The organism is Streptomyces sp. SJL17-4 (assembly GCF_036826855.1).
Taxonomy (GTDB): domain Bacteria; phylum Actinomycetota; class Actinomycetes; order Streptomycetales; family Streptomycetaceae; genus Streptomyces.
This window is the reverse complement of record NZ_CP104578.1, coordinates 5,125,089-5,141,282: the sequence shown is the minus strand read 5'-3', so window position 1 is coordinate 5,141,282 and position 16,194 is coordinate 5,125,089. Positions and strand designations below refer to the sequence as shown.

Annotated in this window: 11 protein-coding genes and 1 tRNA gene; 6 read left to right on the top strand and 6 right to left on the bottom strand. The window is 72.5% G+C overall.

The annotated features are described in order from the left end of the window. Positions 1 to 84 precede the first annotated feature (84 nt). From N5875_RS23200 to N5875_RS23180, 5 genes are all read right to left on the bottom strand, one after another. The gene (locus N5875_RS23200; protein WP_338495676.1) at positions 85 to 2,346 is read right to left on the bottom strand and encodes a VCBS repeat-containing protein; all 2,262 of its coding nucleotides are present in this window, start codon (positions 2,344 to 2,346) and stop codon (positions 85 to 87) included. A gap of 146 nt (positions 2,347 to 2,492) precedes the next feature. Then, positions 2,493 to 4,754 carry a VCBS repeat-containing protein gene (locus tag N5875_RS23195; protein WP_338495675.1) on the bottom strand — a complete coding sequence of 754 codons (2,262 nt, stop codon included), beginning with the start codon at positions 4,752 to 4,754 and terminating at the stop codon, positions 2,493 to 2,495. Positions 4,755 to 4,909: 155 nt separating this feature from the next. Then, positions 4,910 to 5,881 (bottom strand): cellulose-binding protein, encoded by a 972-nt coding sequence (locus N5875_RS23190; protein WP_338495674.1) that lies wholly within the window; start codon positions 5,879 to 5,881, stop codon positions 4,910 to 4,912. Between the two features lie 159 nt (positions 5,882 to 6,040). Continuing rightward, positions 6,041 to 8,674 (bottom strand): SUKH-4 family immunity protein, encoded by a 2,634-nt coding sequence (locus tag N5875_RS23185; protein ID WP_338495673.1) that lies wholly within the window; start codon positions 8,672 to 8,674, stop codon positions 6,041 to 6,043. A gap of 7 nt (positions 8,675 to 8,681) precedes the next feature. Continuing rightward, complete coding sequence (locus tag N5875_RS23180; RefSeq protein ID WP_318210901.1) at positions 8,682 to 9,680, bottom strand: SMI1/KNR4 family protein; 999 nt, start codon at positions 9,678 to 9,680, stop codon at positions 8,682 to 8,684. A gap of 267 nt (positions 9,681 to 9,947) precedes the next feature. On the opposite strand from N5875_RS23180, the gene N5875_RS23175 reads away from it, so the two are divergent. Further along, the gene (locus N5875_RS23175; RefSeq protein WP_338495671.1) at positions 9,948 to 10,463 is read left to right on the top strand and encodes a YwqJ-related putative deaminase; all 516 of its coding nucleotides are present in this window, start codon (positions 9,948 to 9,950) and stop codon (positions 10,461 to 10,463) included. Between the two features lie 10 nt (positions 10,464 to 10,473). Beyond that, on the top strand, positions 10,474 to 10,965 hold the full coding sequence (locus tag N5875_RS23170) for an SUKH-3 domain-containing protein (protein ID WP_318210899.1): 492 nt from the start codon (positions 10,474 to 10,476) through the stop codon (positions 10,963 to 10,965). On the opposite strand, the gene N5875_RS23165 is transcribed toward N5875_RS23170, so the two are convergent. Next, positions 10,928 to 12,271, bottom strand: a complete 1,344-nt coding sequence (locus tag N5875_RS23165; RefSeq protein ID WP_338495669.1) for a histidine kinase — start codon at positions 12,269 to 12,271, stop codon at positions 10,928 to 10,930. The genes N5875_RS23170 and N5875_RS23165 overlap by 38 nt on opposite strands. A 115-nt stretch (positions 12,272 to 12,386) precedes the next feature. Between N5875_RS23165 and N5875_RS23160 the strand changes: the two genes are divergently transcribed. The 4 genes from N5875_RS23160 to N5875_RS23145 all read left to right on the top strand — a co-directional run bounded on the left by N5875_RS23160 (position 12,387) and on the right by N5875_RS23145 (position 15,995). Beyond that, positions 12,387 to 13,259, top strand: coding sequence for a hypothetical protein (locus N5875_RS23160; RefSeq protein ID WP_338495667.1), 873 nt, complete (start codon positions 12,387 to 12,389; stop codon positions 13,257 to 13,259). Positions 13,260 to 13,270: 11 nt separating this feature from the next. Further along, positions 13,271 to 13,341: transfer RNA gene (locus N5875_RS23155), tRNA-Gln, on the top strand. Positions 13,342 to 13,450: 109 nt separating this feature from the next. Continuing rightward, the gene (glmU, locus tag N5875_RS23150; protein WP_318210896.1) at positions 13,451 to 14,899 is read left to right on the top strand and encodes a bifunctional UDP-N-acetylglucosamine diphosphorylase/glucosamine-1-phosphate N-acetyltransferase GlmU; all 1,449 of its coding nucleotides are present in this window, start codon (positions 13,451 to 13,453) and stop codon (positions 14,897 to 14,899) included. A gap of 121 nt (positions 14,900 to 15,020) precedes the next feature. Continuing rightward, the gene (locus tag N5875_RS23145) at positions 15,021 to 15,995 is read left to right on the top strand and encodes a ribose-phosphate diphosphokinase (RefSeq protein WP_030315367.1); all 975 of its coding nucleotides are present in this window, start codon (positions 15,021 to 15,023) and stop codon (positions 15,993 to 15,995) included. Positions 15,996 to 16,194: the final 199 nt, after the last annotated feature.

Below are 16,194 nucleotides of genomic sequence, written 5' to 3'. Positions count from 1 at the left end.
TCACGCAACGTGAGGGTCAAGCCGGATCCGTGGATCCGGCTCGACCCCCACGATGCGGCCGCGTGCTGTGGCCGGCCAGGACGCCTAGAAGGCGGTGTTGTAGGGGACGCCGCTCGTGACGTCGGTCTTCACGCCGCCCTTGAGGGGGGCCTTCCAGTCGCCCGTACCGGCGTAGAAGGTGGCGCCGCCGGACGAGGCGATCAGGTCGGCGCGGCCGTCGCCGTCGGCGTCTCCCACGCCGACGAGGTCCTTGAATCCGCCCCAGCCGGCGCCGATCCGGGTGCGGGCGGCGAATGTGCCGTCGCCCTTGCCGAGGTAGAGCCAGAGGACACCGGCGGTGTCCCGGGCGAGGAGGTCTCCGGCGGGGCCTCCGGCGAGGTTCCCGACGGCGGCGATCTCGTTGTAGACGGCCCAGCCGCTGCCGATCCGCTTGCGGGCGGCGAAGGGGGTGGTGGTGTTCCCGGTGCCGGGGTAGAGCCACAGGACGCCGGTCTTGTCGCTGGCGACGAGGTCGGGGCGGCCGTCGCCGGTGACGTCGCTGCCGGCGGCGAGCCGGTCGTACGCCTGCCAGCCGCCACCGATCCGGGTGCGGCCGGAGAGCGTCGTGTCCCGGTCGCTCGTGCCCTGGTAGAGCCAGAGGACGCCGGCGGTGTCCCGGGCGAGGACGTCGGGGGCGGTGGTGCCCGCGATGTTCCCGGCGGTTTCGACCCGGTCGTAGGCCTGCCAGCCGCCGCCGACCCGCGACCGGCCCAGCGATGTGACCGAACCGCCCGTCGCGGCGGGCAGGGTCCGGAGGGACCACAGCGTGCCGCCGGCCTCGCGGGCCAGCAGGTCGGCCGTTCCGTCGCCGTCGAAGTCGTGCGGCGCCGCGGGCCGGTTCACGGTGAACCGGCCGGTGGTGACCAGCTCCGGGCCGACGCCCTCCTCAGGCCGGACGGTGATCTCCCACTCGTACTCGCCCGCGCGGGCCGGGCCCGGCCCGTTCGTTCGGTCCGGGTCCTTGCCGTCCCAGTGCCAGGTGACCCGGCGCGCGGCCCCGTCGGCGGCGTCGGCGGGCCACTCCTGCGTGAGCGCGTTCCCGCCGCTGACGTGCTTCAGGCTGACGCGTACGGCCGCGTCGCCCCGCGACAGGTCCCAGCGGAAGTCGACGCCGCCCGCGAGCTGGTCGGCGGAGAGCGTCTTCGGGGTGTCCGAGCCGGTGAGGGTGACGACGGTGGTCTGACCGGTGGAGGCGACCAGCTCGACGTCCGGCCTGCCGCCGTCGGCGCGCGGCGAGATCCGGTACAGGCCCTCGCCGTGCTCGGGGGTGCCACCGCGCACCAGGATGCTGCCGCCGGGACCGGCGACGGCGGAGGAGAACGCGGTGAGGGCGACGGACTTCTCGCCGGTCTCGATCGACTGGAGGGTGAAGGGCCGCACGGTCGCGCTCGCCGAGGCGCCCGCGGCCGACGCGTCGATGTGGGCCTGCTGGCCGGTCGCCATCCAGCTGCCGACCAGGTACAGCGGGTCGTCCAGGTGTTCCGACGGGAACCACCGCTCGCCGTGCGTGCCACGCTGGTGGGCCACGATCCCGTTCCCCGACAGCCGTATCTCGCGCCAGGCCACGTGGGTGGCGGATATCGCGCCGTCCTGGGCGTACTCGTTCTCCATCTGCAGGTACATGGGCCCGTAGTCCGTGGCGAAGTCGACGACCACCCGGGTGGACATCCGCTCACTGCCGATCCAGCACTGGTAGAGCGCCGAACCGGTGTCGGTCCCGCCCCAGCCCTCCTTGCCCGAGAAGCAGTCGTACTGGGGATGCGCGAGCACGGCGCGGGGCTTCGGAGTGCCGCTGCCGAGGGCTGCGGCGTACTGCGACCACATGCCGTCTTCCTGCCGGGTGAGAAGGAGGGTGGAGCCGGCCAGGCCCGTCAGGTGGTAGCCACCGAGGGCGTCGAGATCGACCTCCACCGGCGCCGCGGCGGCCGTGGCGGGCGTCGACAGGTCGTGGACCTTCAGCCGGCGGCTGGTGTAGTCGCCGGACTGGTCGCCGGTGACGACGAGGTCCGTGCCGCCGCCGATCGCGTAGGCCCCGGGCAGCACGATCGACGAGCCGTCCGCGTACCAGGTCCAGCGGAACTCCGGCGTGCCGCCCCGGGTCTTCGACAGGAAGCCGCTCGGTCCCGCGCCGACGACGTCCGCGTCGAGCGGGAAGCGCACGGCGGTCTGCTGCTGGTCCTCCTGCGTGGCCCCCGGCGCGGGCGCTGCCGTGGCCGGGAGTGTGGTGAGCGTGCCGCCCGTGGCGGCGAGGACGATGGTGACGGCGACGGCCGCGAGACGGCGGCCGCGGGGATACGCGTGATTCACGTACGGGTTCTTTTCCCTGGGTGATGAATGAGTGGGGCCGGTTCGCACCGGCCAGGTGGGTCGGGTCCGCACCGGCCGGTCGGCCGGGTCCGCGGGACGGAATCCGCGGGACGGGCTGCGGGACGGGCGGCGGGACGGGCGGCGGGTCAGAAGATGCGGTCGGTCCCCAGCGTCGTGGAGGTGCGCCAAGGCCGGGCCCTGAAGGGGGTCTTCCAGTCGCCCGAGCCCAGGTAGTAAGAGACCACGGCCCCGTCGCGGGCGAGGAGGTCCTGACGGCCGTCGGCGTTCACGTCGCCGATCCCGATCAGCTCCTCGAACCCGCCCCAGCCGCCACCGACCCGCGTGCGCGCCGCGAAGGTGCCGTCGCCCTTGCCGAGGTACAGCCAGAGCACCCCGGCCCTGTCCCGGGCGAGGAGGTCACCGGCCGGGCCTCCGGCGAGGTTCCCGGTCGCGGTCACGTCGTTGTAGATCCCCCAGCCACCGCCGACCCGCTTGCGCGTGCCGAACGGGGACGTGGTGTCGCCGGTGCCCGGGTAGAGCCAGAGGACGCCGGTCTTGTCGGTGGCGACGAGGTCGGCCCGGCCGTCGCCGGTGACGTCGCTGCCGCCCGCCAGGTGGTCGTACGCGTTCCACCCGCCACCGACCCGCACGCGGTCGAGGAGCGGCCGCTGCCGGTCGCCGGAGCCCCGGTGCAGCCAGAGCACGCCGCTCCGGTCGCGGGTCACGAGGTCGGCAAGGGGCGACCCCGCGAGGTTGCCCGACGATTCCATCCGCTCGGTGCCGTCCCAGCGAATGACCGTCTTCTCCCGGAGGTCGGGCGGTGTCTCGAGCGTGCCGGGGACGATGTCGACGGACTTGAACGGCCCGCCGTTCCGCTCCAGCGCGAACAGTTCGGGCGCGCCGTTGCCATCGTAGTCGTGGAGGCCGGGGGTACGGCGGACGGTGAACGTGCCGGAGCCACGGACCGGTTCACCGACCCCGTCGCGCGGCTTCGCCTCGAACGTCCAGGTGTACGTGCCCGCCGGGGCGGGCCGCCCCGGGGTGACGAGGTCCTCGCCGTTCCAGTGGAAGCCGACGGCGTCGTCCCCCATGGCCTCCATGCCCCTGCGCTCGACGTAGTCGACTCTCCCGGTGCCGGTCCTGCGGGTGAGGGTGACGTGCGCGTACGCGTCCGGCCGGGACAGGCGCCAGCGGAGCGCGACGCCGTCCACCCGGTCGAAGTCGATCGTGGCGGGGAAGTCGGCTCCGCCGAACACGAGGGAGCTCGGTTCGCCTGTGGAGGCGACGAGTTCGGCGACCGGGGCGCCCTCCGCCCCTGCCGTGACGCGGTAGAGCCCCTCGCCGTGCGCGAGGGTCCCGCCCCTGACCAGCAGGGAGCCGTCCGGGCCCGGGGCCATCGAGTGCATGCGGTCGAGGATCCGCACCCAGCCGCCGGTGCCGCCGGTACCGTCGGTACCGTCGGCCCGCTCCGCGAACAGCCGGGACCCGTCCGCGCCGCCGGCACCGAAGACCAGCCACTCCCCGACCAGACCGTACTTGTAGTAGCTGGGGACGGTGGTCGTCCGCATGCTGTCGGAGCCCCGGGGGCCGACGGACACGTAGTACCCCGTCGGGTCGGCCCAGGCGACGTGCGATGCCGACACGGCCCCGGGCGAGCGATGGTCGCGGGAGGCGGGCACCGGGACGGCGTCGGTGACCGTGCCGGACGCGATGTCCAGGACCGCCCGGGTGGAGCGGCGGGCGTCCGCCGGACCCGCCAGCACGTACAGCAGGGCGGAGCCGGACGTGGGGCCGCCCTGATCCACGACGGTGAAGAGGGCCTGGTCGGCGGGCAGGCCGGCGATCACCCGCTCCTGCGGGGCCCCCGGCCCGGGGACGAGCAGCCGGCCCTCGACGGTGCCGTCCGCCTTGCGTACGGCGACGATGAGCGTGCCGCCGACGGCACCCCGGTAGTGATAGGTCGCGCCGTCCTTCTCCAGCGTGGCGAGGTCGACGACGTACGGCGCCGCCCCGGAGGCCAGGTCGCGGACCGTCAACACCCGGGACTGCCGCATGTCCGACGCGTGGTCCCCGGTCACCAGGACGTCCGACGCGTCGACGGCGTACGCGCCCGTGCCCGTGGGCGAGTACTGGCCCTCGATGACCGCCGTCGTGACACCGTCCGCGTACCGGGTCCAGCTGATCGTGCGCGTCTGCACGGCGTGGGTGAAGAAGCCTGCGGTGCCTCCGCCGAGGACGTCCACGTACCCCTTCGGGTACGGCACCACCGTCTGCTGGTCCTCCTGCGCGGCCCCCGGCGCGGGCGCGGCCGTGGCCGGGAGTGTGGTGAGCGTGCCGCCCGTGGCGGCGAGGACGATGGTGACGGCGACGGCCGCGAGACGGCGGCCGCGCGTGCGTGCGTGGTTCATTTACTTGTTCCCTCCCCTGGGAATCGGGAGGGTAGCGGACGGGCGACGTCCGCCCGTCACCGGCTGCCGCCAGGCGCCCCGCCGGGTACGAGGCTTACGGGAAGCGGGGCCCTTGGTGGCCTCGTCCGGCTGCGATACGCGGGCCCCGCCCCCTCCTACTCCTCGTCCGAAGCCTGGTCCGGGTCCTGAGCCTGCTCCGCCTCCGAAGCCTGGTCCAGGTCCTGAGCCTGCTCCGCCTCCGAAGCCTCGTCCGGGTCCTGTGCCCGGTCAGGTCCCACCCTTCCCGTCAGCGCCGCCAGCGAGTCGCGGATGTGGTCCATGTGGCCGTGGATCTCGTCCCGGGCCTCCTCGTGCTCCCGCAGCACCCGTTCCGTCTCCCGCTCGACGCGCTCCGCCTTCATCCGGGCCTCCGCGAGGAGTTCGGCCGCCCTCGCCTCCGCGTCCTCCCGGCCGTGCCGGGCCTGCTCCTCGGTCTCCGCCAGCGACCGCCGCGCCTCCGCGAGCCTCGCCTCCGCGGCGGCGGTCAGCTCCTCGTGGTGGGCGTCCTGGGCGGCCGCCCGGCCCTCCGCCGTACGCTCCGCCTCCTCCCGTACGGCAGTCTGCTCCGCGCCCTGCTCCGCGAGGAGATCCGCCGCGCGCCGCTCGGTCTCCTCGAAGGCCTCCCGCGCCCCGGTCAGCCGTTCCTCCGCCTCGCGCCGCGCCTCCGCCGTCAGCTCCTCGGCCCGCGCCCGCGCCGTCGCCAGGGTCGCGCCCGCCGCCGCGTCGGCCGCCGCCCGGACGCCCTCCGCGTACGCCCGCGCCGCCTCCGCCGCCTCCCGGCCCGCCGCCTCCGCCGCCTCCGCGAGGGACTGCGCCTCCGCCTCGGCGGCCCGTACGAGCGTCTCGTCCTCCAGCTCCGCCAGCTCCAGGATCTTCCCCGCCCGGTCACCGAGGACCTCGTACCGGTGCGGCGTCAGCGCCTCCACGGCCGCGCGCAGCCGGGCCGCCTCGGCCTCCATCTCCTTCGCGAGGACGGTGAGCCGCGCGGCCCGCTCCCAGGCGCCGTCACGGTCCTCCGAAAGCGCGGCCAGGTAGCGGTCGACCTGCTCGGGGCGATACCCACGCCCCCGTCCGACAGCGAAACTCATCCCCTGGCGCCCCTTCCTCTGACCCGACCCGAACGTCCAGGATGCTGCATCAGAACGGACAAAAGACGCCCAACGTGCATACACGTCGAGCGCCTTTCATCACATTCTGTCCAGCAGAGTCTGTCCAACGGCGTCAGCGGGAAACCCCGGCCCCACCTTCTACAGAAGCCCGTCCCACATCTGCTCCAGCAGCACCGACCACCAGTTCTCCGGCGACGACAGCGCCGCCGGGTCCAGCATCGCCAACTGCGCCTGGAAGTCGACCGTCCAGCGGCCCGCCTGCTCGGGGTTCAGCCCGAACCGCAGCCGCCACATCCGGCCGAGCAGCGCCATCGCGCGCGTGAACTCCGGCAGCCCGGTGTTCACGAACTGCGGCGGCACCGACTGCCCGCCCGGACCGGCCTCCACCGGCACCGCCACGATGTGCGCGGTCCCGTACTGGACACAGAGCGCCCGGCCGAAGTCCGACCCCAGGACGAGGTACGAACTCGCGTCCGGCGCCGCCGGAACCTGCCGCTGCGCCGCCAGCTCCGCCAGCGTCGGCACCACCGGCACCGCGGGCTGCGCCCAGAAGAACGGCCCGAAGTCCGCGGGCAGACCCGCCCACACCAGCGTGCGCGCCACCACCTCCGGCACGCCCTGCCGCGACACGGCGCGCTGGTCGAAGCGGAGGATGCCGGGACCGAACGCCCCGGCCAGCTCCTGCGCGATCGCCTCCGGCGGAACCGGCGGCGCGGGCTGCACCTGCGGCAGCGGCGCACGCACCGGCGCCGGCCGCGCCGGACCGTCCGCGACCTGGTGCAACTCGCCCTGATGGGTGAGGAGTTGCCGCATGCCCTGCTGACGGCCCGCGTGATCACGGCCGTACGGGGCGATGCTGGTGATCCGCGCCTGCGGCCAGGTCTCCCTGATCATCCGCGCGCAGTAACCACCCGGCAGCTCACAGGACTCCAGCTCCGTGTGCAGTTCGAGCACCTGCTGCGGCGGCACGTTCATCGCGCGCAGCTCGTGCAGGATCTGCCACTCCGGATGCGGGGTGCCCGGCGCCGAACGCCGGATGATCTGCGCCTCGGAACCGTCGGGCGCGCGATACCGCAGCACCGCCTGGTAGCCCGGACCGACCGTCGGCTGACCCGTCGGCTGCGGATACCCGTACGCGGGGGGTACGGCCCCGGGGGGTACGGCCCCGGGGGGTACGGCCCCGGGCACGGGACCCGGCGCCGGCGGCGACACGTGACCGCCGTGCAGCGGCGGCGGCGGAGCCGGCGGCCCCGGGGGCTGCGGCGCCGTCGGACCGGCCGGACCCGGGTGGGCCAGCATCGTCGCGGCGTGCTCGATACCGCCCGCGGGCGTACCGGGCGCACCCGGCATACCCGGCGGCGGCGGGGGCGGCGGAGGCGCGGCCGGACCGCCCTGGCTCGGATGCGCCAGCATCGTCGCCGCGTGGTGCACGGGCTGCGGCGGCGTCGGCGGACCGGGCGGGGCGGGCGCGGGCGGCGGACCGGGCGGACCCGGCTGCGCGGGCGGCTTGGGGCCGTCGGGCCCGAGCTGCGACACCAGCTGCGTGGGGATGTACGCCCCCGCACCCGACGACCCACCCGGGACACCCGGAGCTCCCGGCGGCGGCGGAGGGGCCGCCGGGCCGCGGCCGCTCTTCGGCGGCAGCGCGGCCTTGCTGGTCGCCGCGTCCGCGATGTCCCGGGCGGCCGGCGCCGAGGGCGCGGGCGCGGGCGGCGGCGGCGCACCGGGACCGGCGGCCTGCGGAGGCGCGGGCGACGCGTTCGGCACGGGCGACGCATTCGGCACGGGCGGGCCCGCCGGAGCAACACCCGCAGGAGCACCGCCCGGCGGCGGCGCGGACGGGTCGAGCCGGGGCGCCACGGCGGTCGGCGGCAGCGCGCTGCCGCCCTTCATCAGGGCGGTCGGCGCGTCGGCGCCCACCTGCGGCGGCGGGGTGTCCTCGTCGTCCGCCCCCGACAACGCAGGCGCGAACACGGTCGCGGGCAACGGCACCGCGCCGTCCGCACCACCGGAACTCGCGTTGGCATCGGCCCACGGACTCGGCGCGGGCGGCGGAGTCGACGCGGGTACGGAGACGGGCGCGGGCGCCGCCGAGGGCGAAGCCGGAGGCGCCACCGGAGCAACCGGAGCCGGCACCACCGGAGCCACCGGAGCCACAGGAGCCGCAGGGGCCGAAGCCGCACCCGCGCCCGGCGTCTCCGCCGGAACCCCGTCCATCGCGGTCGGCTCGTACGCGACGGCACCCGCCACCGCGGACACCCCCGCACCCTCCGACGCGGAGGACGACGAAGCGACCGAAGCCGAAGGCCCCGTCTCCGCCGCCGCCACCGGCGCCGACACGTCGTCCAACGAAGCCGACGAACTCCCGCTCTCCTGCGACGCGTTCGGCTGCTTCGGCAGCCCGATCCGGTCCGCCGCGTCCTGCAGCCACTCCGGCGGACTCAGCAGGAACGACGTCTGGTTCAGATCGATCCGGGCCGCCGGCACCGCCGCCTGCGCCGGAACCTCCTCCGAAGCCCCGTACTCCTCCTCGTACCGGCGGATCACCTCACCCACCGGCAACCCCGGCCACAACGTCGCCTCACCACTGTCCCGGGCGATCACAAGCCGCTGACGCCCGCCGTCCGACGTCGGACCGCCCTCGCGGTCCTCCGCCCACACCACGAACCCCAGCTCGAACTCCCGCACCCGCACCTCACGGTGCTGATACGACGGCAGGTCGCCGTTGATCCATTCCTCGGCGCGCTCCTGCGCCTGCGCGAACGTCACCACAGCCCACTCACTCCCCCACCGGGACGACCGGCACCGCACGCGCGAAGCCACCGTCCACCATCAGGTTCGCCACCGTCTCCAGCTCCGGCGGATTACCCGCGAGCCGCTGCAGAAACGCGTCGAAGTCCGCACCACAGGGCAGCAGCAGCCGCTCCACCCGCTCACCAACCGACCAGCCCGCCGCCACCTCGCCGGAGTCCCGGGCGTCGTCGTACGCGCAGAACCACACCGAACCGACCCCCTCACCCCGCACCTTCAGCGCGATCAGACCGCCCTGGACGAACGCCACGCCCAGATAGTCCTTGGTCAGATGGTCACGGAGACACTTGTTGACATAGACGAGGTCATTGACCCCCGCCTCCTCCCGCACCGTGAAGAACGGCTGGTCGACCAGGAGCCCCAGCTCCGCGTCGAGCGCCGCACCCACCGGAGCACAACCGCCCGCCGCCCGCAGGAACGACCGGTACGCACCCGGAAGCCGGTAACCGAGATCCTCCTCGACACCCTGGAGCTGCTGCTCCGACACCGACACCAGACCCTTCGGCAGCCCGAAGTGCGCCGGCCGGGTCTCCTGCAACGGACGCGTGCCCCGCTTCGCGTGGTCCACGGCCGCCGTCGCCACCCCGCCGTGATGACGCAGCAAGGCCTTCACCTCGACCGGAACCAACTCCATCCGACGACTGCGCGCCACGTGATGCCAGGTCCAGCCGTGCGGCGTCGCCACCGACGGAATCGTGTCCCACAGCTCATGACCGGTCGCCGCCATCGCCGCATTCGCCGACACGTAGTCCGTGAGCCGCAGCTCGTCCACGCCGAAACCCTGCGGCGGGTCGGCGATCTCCGCCGCCGCGCGCGCGTACGGCGAGAAATCCGGATGACCGAACTCGTCCACCCGCACCCCTCTCGGGTGACGGGAGGCCCGGACCGGGTCCGGGAAGTGCACGACCTGCCCGGCATAGGCCGCGTTCGGTGGCGCGGTGTCCTGCCCGAGCCGACCTGTCGTCATGGCGGTTGCCCCCTGCACTGGCGTCGCTGACTGCTACTACCCGCAGCCGCTGGCTGCTCCTGACTGATGCCGCACAGCCTATGCGCTGCCACAAGAGCCCGAACCGGCCCGATCCGACGGTGACCAACTGTCACGACGCCATGACAGGAGCACCATGATTACGACACACCGAAGCCGCGTTTCAGCGCCCCAGCTTCCCCATATGGCTCCCTATTTGGCAGGCTGTCCACGCAACTCGGGGGATTGCAGGAGGGGAAGACCAGCACCATGCACACAGCACCGACGCCCACACAGGGTGACCCACGCCTCAACTGGAGCAGCGACGCCGACGCCACCCGCGCGCCGTTACTGCGTCAACGCCGCGACGGCATCCTCCCCACCGTCGGGGCCGCCCTCTCCGTGCGCGGCGAGACGACCCTCACCTGCACGGCCGGCCGCGGCGACCGGCCGCCCGCCCTGCACGCCCTCGTCCAGGACTTCCTGGACACCCTCACCAGCGGCCAGCGCGAACGCTTCACCGGCCGCTGCCCCGAAGCGATCCTGCTCTCCCGGCACCTCACCGCCGCCGAGAACACCCGCTCCAAACGCGCCCAACGCAAACCGCTCACCCCCGGCGAAGCCCGCCGCTCCCTCAAACACGCCAAGCTCACCGCACGGCACATCCGCGAGGACGGCGACCCCCTGCACGGCAGCTACGCCGCACCCTGCCGCTCCTGTACGGCGATGCTCGCCCACTTCGGCGTCCGCACCGTCGACCCCACCACGCCTGTCGAGAACGGCTGACCGCACCCCCATGCCCGACCACCTCAGCACCACCCGGTTCCCGGTGAACGTCGACGCCGCCCTCCGCGAGGCCGGCTGGCAGCCCGGCCGCTGGGACATCAAGCTCGCCGAAGAATGGGCCGACACCCTCCGCGCCCACCTCTCCCCCGCCGGACACCGGCACAGCGTCTTCCCCGCCGTCGTCGAGGCCTGGGCCGAATTCGGCGGCCTGCGGATCACCGCGCCCGGCCACGGACGCCAGATAGCACCCGCGGCCATCCACTTCGACCCCCTCGCCGGACTCCACCTCTCCCGCACCCTCGCCGACCTCGGCCGAGCCCTGGACACGGAACTCGCACCGCTCGGCAAGGAGGGCGACCACCAGGCGATCCTCGCCATGGACATGGAGGGACGCGTCTACAGCCTCGACCACGCGGGCGACTGGTACCTCGGCAAGGACATCGACGCGGCGCTCTCCACCCTCGTCACGGGCGCGCAGCCGACCCGCCTGACGGCGGGATGACCGTCGGCAGCACCGCCGACACCTTGAACCCGCCCGCGTCGGTCGCCCCCGAGACGAACACCCCACCGAGCCGCAGCACACGCTCCCGCATGCCGACCAGCCCGTTCCCACCACTCGGCAGCCGTACGTCCGCGACACCCGCGTCCGAAGGACACGGACCGTTCTCCACCTGCATCGCGACCTCGGACTCCCGATGCGCCAGCCGCACCACGACCTCGGCACCCGCGGCGTGCTTGTGGACGTTGGTCAACGCCTCCTGCACCACCCGATACGCCGTCCGCTCCACCTCCGGCGGATAGGCCCGCGCGTCACCGATCACGACGAACTCCACCACCGCCCCCGCGAGCCGGGACTGCTCGCACAGCCCCTCCAACGCGTCCAGACAGGGCCCGTCCTCCGCAGCGGCCTCCGCCGCGGCGGCCGCGGCCCGCCCGACGGCCGCCAACGGCACGGGAGCGGGCGCCACCGGCACAGCCCCCTCCCGCAGCACCCCCAGCATCTCCCGCAACTCCGTCAACGCCTGCCGCCCCATGTCCCCCACCAGAGCAGCGTTCCGCACGGCCTTCTGCGGATCCTTCAACGCCACCGCCTGCAACGCCGCCGCGTGCACCACCATCAACGACACCCGGTGCGCCACCACGTCATGCATCTCACGGGCGATCCGCGTCCGCTCCTCCTGCCGCGCCCACTGCGCCCGCTGCTCCGCCCGGTCCGCGAGCAACGACAACTCCTGCTCCAGACTGTCCGCCCGCTCCCGCAGGCTCTCCATGAGCCGGCGGCGCGCCCCTATGTAGAGGCCGAAGAGGAGCGGCGGCGCGTTGAGCCCGAGGGTCATGAAGAGCGCGACGACCGGCACGTACCAGCCGCTGGGGTCGATGTCCGGCTGCCCGACGTCGGCCTGGGCGACGTCCTGCCGCATCCGCACCGCGGTCACGACGAACACGGCGACCGTCGACATCCCGGCGAGCAGGGCGGTGATCCGCCGGGGCACCTCGGAGGCGGCGAGCGAGTACAGCCCGACGATCCCCATGAGGAAGCCCATCTCGGCGGGCGCGACGGCGATCGACACGAGCACGACCACGATGGGCCACCGCCGCCGCACGAGCAGCACGGACCCGACGAGGAGCCCGAACACCACCCCGACAGGCACGGGCACCGAAGCCTGCTCGGCGAACCCGATCCCCTCGATCGCACACTCGACGGCGGACACGAGCGCAAGCCCCACATCGAGAACGGCACTCCGCCGTCTCCCCCACCACCATGTCCCGGCGCCCACGGCGCCCCGGTCTGCCCCCGTCGCGGTCATACCCACCACCCTACGGGCGCGCCCCTGCGTCAACGCTTTGGACACCAGTCCCCCGAACTGTTGAATCGCCCAGGCTTTCGACCCGGACGTCCGCATTCCGGACGATGGTGTTCGTATGACAGCCGCCACCAACAAGTACGCGGACTTCGAGAACCTGCGCGAACAGGCGATCGCCCTCCGTCGCGAGGGCCTCAGCCGCCGCCAGATCCGAGACCGTCTCCACGTCGACAACAACGACATCCTCAACCGCCTGCTCGAAGGAGAGCCTCCACCGGAGTGGACGAAACGCCCGAACGCGAAGGACGACCTCCGGGACCGAGCGAGGGAGCTCCGCCTCCAGGGCATGACCTACGACCAGATCCAGGTGGAACTGGGCTGCTCGAAGAGCTCGATCTCCCTGTGGGTACGGGACCTGCCGAAGCCGGAACGGAAACGCTCTCGCGAGGAGGCTTCCGAGATCGCCCGAAGGGGTTGGGAACCGATCATGCGCAGGCGTGAGGAGGAGCGCCAAGCCGCCAAGCGAGCGGCGACCGAGGAGGTCGGGGCCATGTCGGAGCGCGAGCTCTTCCTGCTGGGCGTCGGCCTCTACTGGGCAGAGGGCACGAAGGACAAGCCTCACGCCCGCCGAGAGCGCGTGACGTTCGTGAACAGCGACCCCGGGATGATCCAGGTGTTCACCGCCTGGCTGGACCTTCTCGGCATCGACCCCGCGAGGCGGAAGTACTACGTGATGATCCACGAGTCCGCCGACGCGGCTCGCGCCGAGCAGTACTGGAGCACTCTCGTCGGTGTCGACTCCTCGACGTTCAACAAGACGACTCTCAAGCGCCACAACCCCCGGACCAACCGCAAGAACGTGAACGACGGGTATCACGGCTGTCTCGTGATCCAAATCCTCGGGAGCGCCGATCTGTACCGTCGCATCGAGGGCGCCTGGTGCGGCATAGTAGGGGCGGTCCGAACTCCCAAGACGGGAAATCAGACATAGGGGGCGAACCATCCCGGATCGTCTAAGGGCAGGACAAATGGTTTTGGTCCATTGAATGAGGGTTCGAATCCTTCTCCGGGAGCCCACAGGTTCGGGTCCTGACCGTCCAGGTCAGGACCCGCACTCATGTCCGCCCCCTTGCCCCCCGGTATCCTTCGTGCGTCCACCACCCAAAGCCGAAGGGCATTCCCGTGAGCGCCAATCGCCCGGCAGCCGTCGTCGTCCTCGCAGCGGGTGAGGGCACCCGCATGAAGTCGAAGACCCCCAAGGTCCTCCATGAGATCGCCGGGCGGTCGCTCGTCGGGCATGTCGTGTCCGCCGCCCGGGAGCTGGAGCCCGAGCACCTCGTCGTGGTCGTCGGGCACGCACGCGAGCAGGTGAAGGGTCACCTCGACACCCACTACGCGGGGACCCGGACCGCCGTCCAGGAGGAGCAGAACGGCACCGGGCACGCGGTGCGGATGGCTCTCGAGGAGCTGGGCGCGGCCCCCGAGGGGACCGTCGTCGTCGTCTGCGGCGACACGCCGCTGCTCTCCGGCGAGACGCTCACGTCGCTCGCCGACACCCACGCCGCCGACGGCAACGCCGTCACCGTGCTGAGCGCCGAGGTCCCGGACTCCACCGGGTACGGGCGGATCGTGCGGGACCCGGCGACCGGGGCCGTGACCGAGATCGTCGAGCACAAGGACGCCTCCCCCGCGCAGCTCGCCATCCGCGAGATCAACTCCGGCGTGTTCGCCTTCGACGGGCAGCTGCTCGCCGACGCCCTCGGCAAGGTCCGGACGGACAACAGCCAGGGCGAGGAGTACCTCACCGACGTGCTGTCCATCCTGCGCGAGGCGGGGCACCGCGTCGGCGCCTCCGTCGCCGGCGACCATCGCGAGATCCTCGGGATCAACAATCGCGTGCAGCTCGCCGAGGCCCGCGCCCTGCTGAACCGGCGGCTGATCGAGCGGGCCATGCTCGCCGGTGTGACCGTGGTCGACCCCGCGTCCGTGTTCGTGGACGTCACCGTGACCTTCGAGGCCGACGCCGTCGTCCTGCCCGGTACGCAGCTCCTCGGGGCGACGCACATCGGCGAGGACGCCGTGGTCGGCCCGAACACCCGCCTGAAGGACACCCGCGTCGAGAAGGGCGCCCGGGTGGACAACACCGTCGCCGACTCCGCCGTGATCGGCGAGAGCGCCTCCGTGGGGCCGTTCGCGTACCTCCGTCCGGGCACGAACCTCGGCCGGAAGTCCAAGGCCGGCACGTACGTCGAGATGAAGAACGCGACGGTCGGCGAGGGCACCAAGGTCCCCCATCTGTCGTACGTGGGCGACGCCACGATCGGCGAGTACACGAACATCGGCGCGGCGAGCGTCTTCGTGAACTACGACGGCGAGGCGAAGCACCACACCACGATCGGGTCGCACTGCCGGACCGGGTCGGACAACATGTTTGTGGCTCCCATCACGATCGGGGACGGCGCGTACACCGCCGCGGGGTCCGTGATCACGAAGGATGTGCCGGCCGGTTCGCTCGCCGTCGCCCGGGGCCAGCAGCGGAATATCGAGGGTTGGGTGGCCAGGAAGCGTCCCGGCAGCGCTGCCGCGCAGGCCGCTCAGGCCGCATCGGAGGACTCCGCCGGCGAAAGCTGACCGGAAACGGGTACGTCGAACTCGGCGTACCGTGATACGTGCACACAAATTCGGCTGGCTCGCACACGCGCACGACAGCTCGTGGTTGGCGGCCAGACAACACGTCTGAGGAGACAGTGCTGTGACCGGGATCAAGACGACCGGCGAGAAGAAGCTGATGCTCTTCTCCGGCCGCGCCCACCCCGAGCTGGCCGAGGAGGTCGCGCACCAGCTGGGCGTCGGCCTCGTTCCGACCAAGGCGTTCGACTTCGCCAACGGTGAGATCTACGTCCGCTTCCAGGAGTCGGCCCGTGGCGCGGACTGCTTCCTGATCCAGAGCCACACGGCTCCGATCAACAAGTGGATCATGGAGCAGCTGATCATGATCGATGCTCTGAAGCGGGCCTCGGCCCGGAGCATCACCGTGATCATCCCGTCGTACGGCTATGCCCGTCAGGACAAGAAGCACCGCGGCCGTGAGCCGATCTCGGCGCGTCTGGTCGCGGACATGCTGAAGACGGCCGGCGCGGACCGCATCCTGACGGTGGACCTGCACACGGACCAGATCCAGGGCTTCTTCGACGGCCCGGTGGACCACCTGTCGGCGCTGCCGGTGCTGGCGGACTACGTGGGTGCGAAGGTCGACCGCTCGAAGCTGACGATCGTCTCCCCGGACGCGGGCCGCGTGCGGGTCGCCGACCGCTGGTGCGACCGTCTGGACGCGCCGCTGGCGATCGTGCACAAGCGTCGTGACAAGGACGTCGCCAACCAGGTCACCGTGCACGAGGTCGTCGGTGACGTGAAGGGCCGCGTCTGTGTCCTGGTGGACGACATGGTCGACACCGGCGGCACGATCTGCGCCGCGGCGGACGCGCTGTTCGCGCACGGCGCGGAGGACGTCATCGTGACGGCCACGCACGGCATCCTGTCGGGTCCGGCGGCGGACCGCCTGAAGAACTCCAAGGTGAGCGAGTTCGTGTTCACGGACACGCTGCCGGTGCCGGGTGCGCTGGAGCTGGACAAGATCACGGTGCTGTCGATCGCGCCGACGATCGCGCGTGCGGTGCGTGAGGTGTTCGAGGACGGTTCGGTGACGAGCCTCTTCGAGGAGCACTGAGCCGTGGCTCGGTAGGCATGAGGCATGAGGCATGAGGGCCGTTTCCCCGTTCGGGGGAGCGGCCCTCCGCCGTGTTTGAGTGATCGAATTGGGTGGTAGGGCGGTGGGCCGGTAGACTGCCGTAGTTGCTCGGCGAGGGAGGCCGTACCCGTACGGATGTACAGGGTCACGGCGGTCCGTTATCGACGCGCTCTTCGTA